Below are 9673 nucleotides of genomic sequence, written 5' to 3'. Positions count from 1 at the left end.
AGCTGTCCGACTATCGTGGCGACCGCGGTAGAAGCCGTTGTTGGCGGCGTGTTCCGCTGCGGTGAGAGGCCCTCTAAGCGACCGATCTGATTCGGTCAAACCCCTTTTTCAAAAAAAGTTCATCTGATCGGCATTTTTTTGAAACAGACCGTTTTCTGTCACTTTTTGTCCCGAGACAGATGTCCGACGTAATATTCGTTCGCACAGGAAAGCCCCGCCTCGGAGGGGTCTGAAACCAGTCCCCAGAATCGCCGATCTGGCTTCCATTCCAACGCGCATTTGTTCGTCGTCGTATCCGGCCCCACCTCCTTGTGCGCCGCCCCGGCTCGCAAGCCGGTTGCCCGCAACACGCCTGTCGGCGTAGGCCTGAGGGCGAACGCAGGTCCCATCAGCATCGTAAGAGGCGAGATCCCGACATGTCCTACTGGCCGCTCATCGGCATTGCCCTCGTCGTGCTGGGCTTCGTGCTGCGCCTCAATCCCCTGCTGGTGGTGGCGGCAAGCGCGATCGTCACCGGATGCCTGGGTGGGCTCGATCTCGTCGAGGTGATCGCCGCGCTCGGCAAGGCCTTCAACGACAACCGCTACATCTCGGTGACCTGGATCGTGCTGCCGGTGATCGGGCTGCTCGAACGCTACGGCCTCCAGCAAAGGGCGCGCGCGCTGATCGCTTCGGTGCGCGGGGCGACGATGGGGCGCCTGCTCGTACTCTATCTCGGCCTGCGCCAGCTCACCGCGGCGCTGGGCATGAAGGACATCGGCGGACACCCGCAGGCGGTGCGTCCGCTGGTCGCGCCGATGGCCGAAGCCGCCGCCGAACGCCGCCACGGCAAGCTCTCTCCCAACGAGCGCGACCGGGTGCGCGCAATGGCGGCGGCGACCGACAACGTCGGCCTCTTCTTCGGCGAGGACATCTTCTTCGCGATCGCCTCGATCCTGCTCATCCAGGGCGTATTCGAGGCGCAGGGGTATCCGCTGGCCCCCTTGCAGCTTTCGGTCTGGGCAATTCCGAGCGCGATCTGCGCCTTCCTGATCCACGGGGGGCGCCTGCTCGCCTTCGACCGGAGCCTCGCGCGGCGGCGAGCCCGGCTGCCGGAGTCGCATGCATGATCACGCTCGAATGGCTCTACGTTCTGACCGGGGTGGTCTTCACACTCTGGGCGATGCTCAGCCTGCGCGACCGTTCCAATCCCAAGCGCTGGGGCAATGCTCTGTTCTGGGGGCTCCTGGCGGCGAGCTTCTTCTTCGGCTCGCACCTCTCGGACCTCGCCAACGGAGGGCTGGTGCTCGCGCTCGTCGCGCTGGCCGGAACCGGACAGCTGGGCCGCAGCCATCCCGAGACCACCGACGAGGCGACCCGCGAGCGCCTGGCGCTGCGTTTCGGCAACCGGCTCTTCGTGCCCGCGCTGGTGATCCCCTTCACCGCCGTCGCGGGCACATTGCTCTACACGTATACGCCGCTCGGCCAGTCGGGCCTGTTCGAGGCGCGCCGCGAGACGCTGATCCTGCTTGGACTGGGCGTGCTGGCCGCGCTCGCGCTGGCCATGGCCTGGTTGCGTCCGCCCGCGCTCGCCCCGCTCGAAGAAGGGCGCCGGCTGATGGATTCGATCGGCTGGGCCGCGATCCTGCCGCAGATGCTGGCCGCGCTCGGCGGTGTCTTCGCGCTCGCGGGAGTAGGCGGGATCGTCGGCCACATCGCCGGAGACGTGATCCCGCAAGGCAACCTGCTGCTCGCCGTGCTGGTCTATTGCCTGGGCATGCTCGTCTTCACGGTCATCATGGGCAACGCCTTCGCCGCCTTTCCGGTGATGGCCGCCGCGATCGGCATTCCCGTGCTTGCCGTGCAGTACCACGGCAATGTCGCGCTGATCGGCGCGGTGGGCATGCTCGCGGGCTTCTGCGGCACGCTGCTGACCCCGATGGCGGCCAATTTCAACGTCGTGCCCGCCGTGCTGCTCGACCTCAAAAGCCAGTACGGCGTCATCCGCGCGCAGGCGGGAACGGCGCTGCCGCTCTTCGCCTGCAACGTCCTCCTCATCTATTTCCTGGCCTTTCCATGACCTGTCTCGATTCCCAAGTCGCCGCCCGCTTCGCCCAGATTGCGCTCGGCCACGTCGCGCGTGAATACCCCCACAAGCTCGACCATGTGATGGCGGACGACGCGGACGTACTTTCGCCGCGCACGCTCCACCCGGTCTTCTTCGGCAGCTTCGACTGGCACAGCTGCGTGCATGGCTGGTGGACGCTGCTGACCTTGCGCCGGCGCTTTCCTGAGATGGCCGAGGCGCAAGCGATCCGCGATCTGGCCGACACCACGTTCACGTCCGAAAAACTGGACATCGAACAGGCCTATCTCGAACGGCCCTTCGCGCGCGGCTTCGAGCGGCCCTATGGCTGGGGCTGGTTGCTGGCGCTCCACACCGAGGCCGCGCGCCACGGCGATGCGGCCTGGGGGGCGCGGTTCGAACCCTTGGCCCGCCGTTTTGCCGACATGCTCGGCGCCTATCTGGAGAAGCTAACCTACCCGATCACGGTAGGCACCCATTTCAACACCGCCTTCGCGCTGGTGCTGGCGCGTGACTGGGCGCAGGATCGCGACCCCGCGCTGGCCACGAGGATCGACGCATGGGCAAGCCGCAGCTTCGGTGCGCGGCAAGACTACCGCGGGTGGGAACCGGGGGGCGACGAATTCCTTTCGCCCGCGCTCACCGCCGCGCTGTTGATGAGCCGGACCGAGCCTGCGGCGGAATTCGCCGTCTGGTTCGACGCCTTCCTCCCTGCGGGTGGCTGGTTCGACGAGGAGGTCCACCCGGTCACCGTCTCGGACCGCAGTGACGGCAAGATCGCCCATCTCGACGGGCTCAATCTCAGCCGGGGCTGGTGCCTTCGCGAGATCGCGCGCGTCCTCGGGCCCGGCCACGCCCGCAGCGCCCTGTTGGAAGAGCGTGCCCAGGCGCACCTTGCCGCCGCCCTCCCCCATGTCGCGGGCGACTACATGGGCGAGCACTGGCTGGCGAGCTTCGCGCTCCTTGCGCTGCTCGCCAGCCCCGAGCACAGTTAGTCTTCGGCCGCCGGCGCGGGCACTGCAGCCACGTCCTCGAGCCCGCCGCCGAGTGCGGTATAGAGGGTGACCGCGTTCTGCAGTTCGGTCGCACGCAGCGAGACGAGCGTCTGGCTGGCCGAGAACAGGCTGCGCTCGGCGTCGAGCACCTCGAGATAGATCGCGATGCCGTTGTCGTAGCGCAGCCGCGCGGTACGCGCGAGGCGACGCTGCGCCTCCACCGTGCGGCCCTGGATCGCGATCTGCTCGGCGTAGCGCCGCCTTGCGACGAGACCGTCGGCGACTTCGCGAAAGGCAGTCTGAACGCTGGCCTGGTAGGCCGCGACGAGCTCGTCGGCCTGCGCCTTGCTGAGCCTCAGCTGCCCTTCCCGCTTACCCCAGTCGAAGATCGGCAGGCCGAGCGTTCCCCCGTAAGTCCAGCTGTGGTTGGCCGAATCGAACAGCGAGCCAAGCGCGGTCGAGGCGAAGCCCAGGCTGCCGGTCAGCGAGATCGTCGGGAAGAACGCCGCGCGCGCCGCGCCGATATTGGCGTTCGCCGCGCGCAGGGCGTGCTCGGCCTGGAGCACGTCGGGCCGATTGGCGAGCAATTGGCTGGGCACGCCCGCGTCGATCGGCACGAGCTGCCCGGACAGCGCGAGCCCGGCCGGAAGCGGCTCGGCCACAGGTCCGCCCACGAGCACGTCGAGCAGGTTCTGCGCCTGCTCGGTGGTGCGCTGGATGTCGGCGAGTTCACTTTCCGCCTGCGTCAGCAGCAGTACGGTCTGGTCGTAGTCGGCGGTCGAGGTGACCCCGGCATCGAGCCGCATGCGGGCGATGCGCTCGCCCTCGCGGCGGCCTTCGAGGCTGCGGCGGGCCAGCGCGAGGCGCTCCTCGCCCGCGCGGATGTCGAAGTAGGTCGCGGCGACCTGCGCAATCAGCGAAAGGCGAAAGGCGCGCGCGCCCTCGACCGAAGCCAGCCAGGTCTCGCGCTGGGCCTGCGTGAGGTTGCGCACGCGCCCCCACAGGTCGAGCTCGAAGGCGCTGACGCCGACATTGGCGCCATACTGCGAATACGTGATGCCATCGGGCAGGTTCGAACTGTCCGTGCCCGTGGTGAGCCCGCTGCTCGCGCCGAGCACCGACATCGGGGTACGGGTGCGCGAGGCATTGCCGTCGGCGCCCAGCGCGGGGAGACGGTCGGCGGCCTGGACGCGGTATTGCGCGCGGGCCTGGTCGATCCGGGCATAGGCCTGGGCGAGGTCGCGGTTCTTGGCAAGTGCCGTCCCGATCAGCGCCTGGAGCCGCGGGTCGCGGAAGAACTCGCGCCAGCCCAGCTCGGTCGCGAGCGGGGCCGACGCTCCGTCCTGCGCCGGAGCGGGCCCGGCGAAGACCGGGGCCACTGCCACTTCGGGGCGCGCATAATCGGGCGCCATGTTGCAGCCCGCCAGCGCACCGGCGAGCACGAGTGATGCGCACTTACGCATGGGGCGCCTCCTCCTGGGGGTTGGCGGGCGGGTCGCGGTTGTCCGCAAGCCAGCGGGCGTCCTCGCCTTCGGGATCGCGCCGCTTGCTGAGGTACTTGCGCGCGAGCAGGTAGAACACGGGGGTGAAGAACACGCCGAGCACGGTCGCCGCGATCATGCCGCCCATCACACCCGTACCCACCGCCTGGCGGCTCGCCGCGCCCGCGCCCGAGGCGATCGCGAGCGGCACCATGCCCAGGATGAAGGCAAGGCTGGTCATCAGGATCGGGCGCAGGCGCTGGCGCGCGGCCTCGAGCGTGGCTTCGCGCGGCTCGCGGCCGTGGTCTTCGTCCTCGATCGCGAACTCGACGATGAGGATCGCGTTCTTGGCGGCCAGGCCGATGATCGTGATGAGCCCGATGTTGAAGTAGACGTCGGCCGAAAGCCCGCGCGCCAAGGTAAAGGCCACCGCGCCGAGCACGCCGAAGGGCACCACCATCAGCACCGCCACCGGAATGCCCCAGCTGTTGTAGAGCGCGGCCAGCAGCAGGAACACGACGATCACCGAGAGCCCCAGCAAGAGGCCGATCTGGCCACCCGCCTGCTTTTCCTCGTAGGCCGTGCCGGTCCACTCGTAGCTGAAATTGCCCGTAAGGTGCTTGGCGGCGAGCCCTTCCATCACCTCGAGCGCCTCGCCCGAGGCGTGGCCGGGCGCCGCCGCACCCGAGATCGAGAGCGCGGGATAGCCGTTGTAGCGCTCGACCTGCACCGGCCCCGAACGCCAGTCCGCCTTGGCGAACGAGCTGAACGGGACCATCTGGCCGTTCTCGCCGCGCACGCGCAGGTTCATGATGTCTTCGGGCGTCATGCGCGCTTCGGGCGCCGCCTGGATGTAGACGCGCAAGGTGTTGCCCTCGCGGGTGAAGTCGTTGGCATAGGCCGAGCCGAAGCCGATCGAGAGAGTCTGGTTGACCGACTGGATCGAGAGCCCCAGCGAGCGCGCCTTGACGCGGTCGATGTCGACGTAGAGCTCGGGCGCATCGCCCGGCCCGTCGGGGCGCACCTGCATCAAGGCGGGGTTCTGCGCCGCCTCGGCGAGGATCGCGTTGCGCACCGCGACGAGACCGGCGCGGTCGTCGCCCGAACGGTCCTCGATCTTCATGGTGAAGCCGGTGGCGTTGCCCAGTTCCTGGATCGCGGGCGGATTGAGCGCGAAGACGGTCGCCTGCGGCAGGCCGAAGGCGAATTTCTGGAAGTCGCCGATCAACGTGTTGAGGCGGCCTGCCTCGTCGCGGCGCTCCTCCCAGGGCTTGAGATCGACGAAGGCGAGCGCCGCCGCCTGGCTCTGGCCGAAGAAGTTGAAGCCGACGAGCGAGGTCACCGAACGCACTTGCGGCTTGGCGAGGAGATAGCCCTCGACTTGCTCGACGACCTTGGTCGTGCGCTGCATCGTCGCGCTGGTAGGCGCGTCGATGTTGATCATGAAGTAGCCCTGGTCCTCCTCGGGAAGGAACCCGCCGGGCAGGCGCGCGAAGAGCAGCACGGTGATCGCCGCCATCACGCCCGCCACCGCCAGCCAGCGCAGCGGCGCGGCGAGCATGCCCCCGACGGTGCGGGTAAAGCGGTCGGTCGCCGCGCCGAAGCGGTCGTCGAACCAGTAGAAGAAGCGGGTCAGCCAGCCGCGCGGACCAGCGGGGATCGCGGTGCGGTCGTGCTCGCCCTGCGCGTTGCCATGCGCGGTCAGCAGCGTCGCGCAAAGCGCCGGGGTGAGCGTGAGCGCGAGGATCGCGGAGAAGAAGATCGAGACCGAGAGCGTCACCGAGAACTGGCGGTAGATGCCGCCGGTCGAGCCCGGGAAGAACGCCATCGGCACGAAGACCGCGACGAGCACGAGCGTGATGCCGATGATCGCGCCGCGGATCTGCCCCATCGCCTTGATCGTGGCGAGACGCGGGGGCAGCTTTTCCTCGGCCATGATGCGCTCGACGTTCTCGACCACGACGATGGCGTCGTCGACGAGGATGCCGATCGCCACCACCATCGCGAAGAGCGAGAGCGTGTTGATCGAGAAGTCGAAGAGATAGAGCCCGAGGCACGAGCCGAGCAGCGCGATCGGTACGACCACCGCCGGGATGATCGTCGCGCGCCAGTTCTGCAGGAACAGGAACATGACGAGGAAGACCAGCACCATGGCCTCGACCAGGGTGTGCGCCACGCTCTCGATCGAGGCGTTGATGAAGGGGGTGGAATCGAAGGCCACGTCCCACTTCAGCCCTTGGGGGAAGTTCTGCTGCAGCTCTCCCATGCGCTCGCGCACCGCCGCCGCCGTCTCGACCGCGTTGGCGCCCGAGGCGAGCTGGATGCCCATCCCTGCGATCGGCTTGCCGTTGTGGCGCGCGTTGAAGTTGTAGCTCTCCTGGCCGAGTTCGACCCGGGCGACGTCGCCCAGCCGCACGGTCGAGCCGTCCTGGTTGGACTTGACGATGATCTGCTTGAACTGCTCGGGAGTGGAGAAGCGGTTCTGGGTGACGATCTTGGCCGCGAATTCGGTCTCGCGGGTGATCGGCTGTTCGCCGATGCCGCCGCCCGCGGTCTGGCTGTTCTGCTCCTGCACCGCGGCAAGCACTTCGCCCGGCGAGAGCGAATAGCCCGCCAGCCGCGAGGGATCGAGCCAGATGCGCATCGCGTATTGCGAGCCGAACAGGATCACGTCGCCCACGCCATCGACCCGGCGCAGCTCCTGGAGCACGGAATTGTTCGAGTAGTTGCCCACCTCGAGCGGGGTCATCTGCCCCTCGGGCGAGGACATCGCGACGACCATCAGGAAGCCGCCGACCTGGTCGGTGATCTGGATGCCGAGCTGGCGCATCGCCTCGGGCAGGCGCGGCTCGGCACGGTTGATGCGATCCTGCACCTCGCTGCGGATGGCGTTGAGGTCGGTGCCCGACTGGAAGGTCAGCACCAGTTCGCCGGTGCCGTTCGAACGGCTGGTCGACTTCATGTAAAGGAAGCCGTCGAGCCCGTTCATCTCGCGCTCGAGCACCGATGTCACGTTCTTGTCGAGCGTCTCGGCGTCGGCGCCGGTGTAGATGTAGGTCAGCGTGAGCGCCGGCGGCGCCACCGAGGGGTACTGCTCGATCGGCAGGTTGACGAGCGCGATCAGCCCGCCCAGCGCGACGAACGCGGCGATCACCCAGCCGAAGACCGGCCGGTAGACGAAGAAGCGATCCATGCCCTTACGCCCCCTTCGCGGCCTTGGAAGCCTTGGCAGCGTCCTTCGCGTCGACGGCCTTCTGGCCGGGCGTGAGCTTGGCCCAACCCTCGACGATCACGCGTTCGCCGGGCTTGAGGCCTTCGGTGACGATCCACTCCTTGCCCAGCAGCGCGCCCAGGCGCACCTTGCGCGGCTCGACCGAGCCGTCCTTGCCCAGCACCGACACGATCGCCTGCTCGCCCTGGAACTGGATCGCGCGCGAGGGCAGCGTGATGCCGTCCTTGCGCACGCCGAGCCGGATCCGCCCGCGCACGAACTGGCCGGGGGCCAGCAGGCGTTGGGGGTTGTCGAAGCGCGCGCGCAGCGTCTGGCTGCCGGTTTCCGGCGAGACCACGGGGCTCGCGAAGTCGAGATGGCCGATCGGGCCGTAGTCCTCGCCGTTCTCGAGGATCAGCGAGACCTCGATCGCGTCGAGGTCGGGCACCGCGAGCTCTCCGCTGCGCACTTGCGCGAACATGTCGAGGACCGAGGCGCTCGAGGCGCTGAACACGGCGTAGACCGGAGTGACCTGGTCGATACGGGTAAGCAGCGTGCCGCTGGCGCCGCTGACGAGCGCGCCCTCGGTCACTTCGGCGCGGCTGGCGCGCCCTGCGATCGGCGCGCGCACCGTGGTGTAGCTCAATTGCAGCTTCGCGCGGTCGAGCGCGGCGCGCGCCTCGGCAACCTGGGCGCTGGCCTGGCGCAAGTCGGACTGCGCGGCGTCGAATTCCTGGGCGCTGACCGCGCGTTCGGCGATCAGCGGCTGGTAGCGCTTGACGATCGAGGCCGCGTTCTGCTGCGCTGCAACAGCGCGCTGGAGCGCAGCCTGCGCGGATTCGACCTGGGCCTGGTAGTCGCGCGGATCGATGGCGAAGAGCGGCGTGCCCGCCGCGACATTGGCGCCTTCCTCATAGAGTCGGCGCAGCACGATACCGTCGCTGCGCGCGCGCACTTCGGCCGAGCGCACCGCCTCGATACGTCCGGGCAATTCCAGCATGTTGGGGACCTCGTGCCGGGTCACCAGCTGTGTGGTGACCGGCACCGGCGGCGGCGCGGCCGCCTGTTGCTGGTCGCCGCACGCGGCCAGAAGGGCCAGAAGGGAAAGTCCTGCCACTGCGCGAAAACGCAGCCTGCCAAGGGGTCGCGACACTGTCTCACCGTATACATTGGAAGTTTGATTTGGGCGGCCTCTATCGCAAGTGCAATAAGTGGACAACCCCTGTCCGTTTCCATTCGACAACGTATTGCGACAAAGCGTATCTGCGCTAAGGAGGCGTCGGGCAGCGACGATCGGAAAGGGTCAGAGGGAGACAGCCATGCGCGCAGACGCGCAAGAACACCGCCGCAGGCTGATCGAGGCCGCCTCGCACGTCTTTGCCGCGCAAGGGCCCGACACGCCGCTGCGCGCGGTGGTCGACGAGGCCGGATGCGGGCGCGGCACGCTCTACCGCCATTTCGCCGACCGCGAGGAGCTGATCATGGCGGTGGTCGAGAGCGAGATCGAGCAGACGCGCGAGGACATCGAGAACCGCACCGGCGACCCGACGCTGCTGATCGACGTGCTCACCCGCCAGAGCCGCGCCGCCTCGATCCATTTCCCACTGCTCTGCACGATCGACGAAGTGCGCATCCAGGCCTTCGTCGACCGCCTCAAGCCCCCGTACGAGAACATGCTCGAGCGCGTGCTCGAGACCGCGCGCGCCTGCGGCCAGATCGACGACGGCTTCAGCCTCGAGATGCTGCACACCACGATCGAGATGCTGGGCGCCGCGCGCTCGTCGAAGGCGCGCCCGGAGGAGGAATCCTTCGCGCTGGCCCTGCAGATCGTGCTCGAGGGGATGCGCCCGCGCCCGCCCGGCACCGGCGTGCAGCACCCTCCCGTACCCGGAAGCGGTGGGACATAGCGCAAGCCCAATGT

General features: G+C 68.3%; 7 protein-coding genes. 4 read left to right on the top strand and 3 right to left on the bottom strand.

Features of this window, described 5'->3' with window-relative positions; translation table 11 throughout:
- The first annotated feature begins 416 nt into the window (after positions 1–416).
- Genes HT136_RS24010 through HT136_RS24000 form a run of 3 tightly spaced genes read left to right on the top strand, consistent with a single transcriptional unit; the run spans position 417 to position 3060 of the window.
- Positions 417–1109, top strand: coding sequence for a DUF969 domain-containing protein (locus HT136_RS24010; protein WP_214202374.1), 693 nt, complete (start codon positions 417–419; stop codon positions 1107–1109).
- The gene (locus HT136_RS24005; protein WP_214202373.1) at positions 1106–2059 is read left to right on the top strand and encodes a DUF979 domain-containing protein; all 954 of its coding nucleotides are present in this window, start codon (positions 1106–1108) and stop codon (positions 2057–2059) included. The genes HT136_RS24010 and HT136_RS24005 overlap by 4 nt, the downstream gene beginning before the upstream one ends.
- Positions 2056–3060: a DUF2891 domain-containing protein gene (locus HT136_RS24000; protein ID WP_214202372.1), complete on the top strand. Its 1005-nt coding sequence runs from the start codon at positions 2056–2058 to the stop codon at positions 3058–3060. The genes HT136_RS24005 and HT136_RS24000 overlap by 4 nt, the downstream gene beginning before the upstream one ends.
- On the opposite strand, the gene HT136_RS23995 is transcribed toward HT136_RS24000, so the two are convergent.
- Genes HT136_RS23995 through HT136_RS23985 form a run of 3 tightly spaced genes read right to left on the bottom strand, consistent with a single transcriptional unit; the run spans position 3057 to position 8869 of the window.
- Positions 3057–4523 carry an efflux transporter outer membrane subunit gene (locus HT136_RS23995; RefSeq protein WP_214202371.1) on the bottom strand — a complete coding sequence of 489 codons (1467 nt, stop codon included), beginning with the start codon at positions 4521–4523 and terminating at the stop codon, positions 3057–3059. The genes HT136_RS24000 and HT136_RS23995 overlap by 4 nt on opposite strands.
- Entirely contained in the window at positions 4516–7734 is a 3219-nt protein-coding gene (locus HT136_RS23990) for a multidrug efflux RND transporter permease subunit (protein WP_214202370.1), read from the bottom strand. The genes HT136_RS23995 and HT136_RS23990 overlap by 8 nt, the downstream gene beginning before the upstream one ends.
- A gap of 4 nt (positions 7735–7738) precedes the next feature.
- The gene (locus HT136_RS23985) at positions 7739–8869 is read right to left on the bottom strand and encodes an efflux RND transporter periplasmic adaptor subunit (protein WP_343222307.1); all 1131 of its coding nucleotides are present in this window, start codon (positions 8867–8869) and stop codon (positions 7739–7741) included.
- Between the two features lie 202 nt (positions 8870–9071).
- Between HT136_RS23985 and HT136_RS23980 the strand changes: the two genes are divergently transcribed.
- Positions 9072–9659, top strand: a complete 588-nt coding sequence (locus tag HT136_RS23980; RefSeq protein WP_214202369.1) for a TetR/AcrR family transcriptional regulator — start codon at positions 9072–9074, stop codon at positions 9657–9659.
- Positions 9660–9673 lie beyond the last annotated feature (14 nt).

Source organism: Novosphingobium profundi, from assembly GCF_018491765.1.
GTDB classification, from domain to species: Bacteria; Pseudomonadota; Alphaproteobacteria; order Sphingomonadales; family Sphingomonadaceae; genus Novosphingobium; species Novosphingobium profundi.
The sequence above is the reverse complement of the archived record's forward strand: the minus strand, read 5'-3'. Positions and strand labels throughout refer to the sequence as shown.

Bases quoted from the DNA above. Each gene is read 5' to 3' on its own strand.
- HT136_RS24010 (WP_214202374.1), top strand. From the start codon at position 417: ATGTCCTACTGGCCGCTCATCGGCATTGCCCTCGTCGTGCTGGGCTTC.
- HT136_RS24005 (WP_214202373.1), top strand. From the start codon at position 1,106: ATGATCACGCTCGAATGGCTCTACGTTCTGACCGGGGTGGTCTTCACA.
- HT136_RS24000 (WP_214202372.1), top strand. From the start codon at position 2,056: ATGACCTGTCTCGATTCCCAAGTCGCCGCCCGCTTCGCCCAGATTGCG.
- HT136_RS23995 (WP_214202371.1), bottom strand. From the start codon at position 4,523: ATGCGTAAGTGCGCATCACTCGTGCTCGCCGGTGCGCTGGCGGGCTGC.
- HT136_RS23990 (WP_214202370.1), bottom strand. From the start codon at position 7,734: ATGGATCGCTTCTTCGTCTACCGGCCGGTCTTCGGCTGGGTGATCGCC.
- HT136_RS23980 (WP_214202369.1), top strand. From the start codon at position 9,072: ATGCGCGCAGACGCGCAAGAACACCGCCGCAGGCTGATCGAGGCCGCC.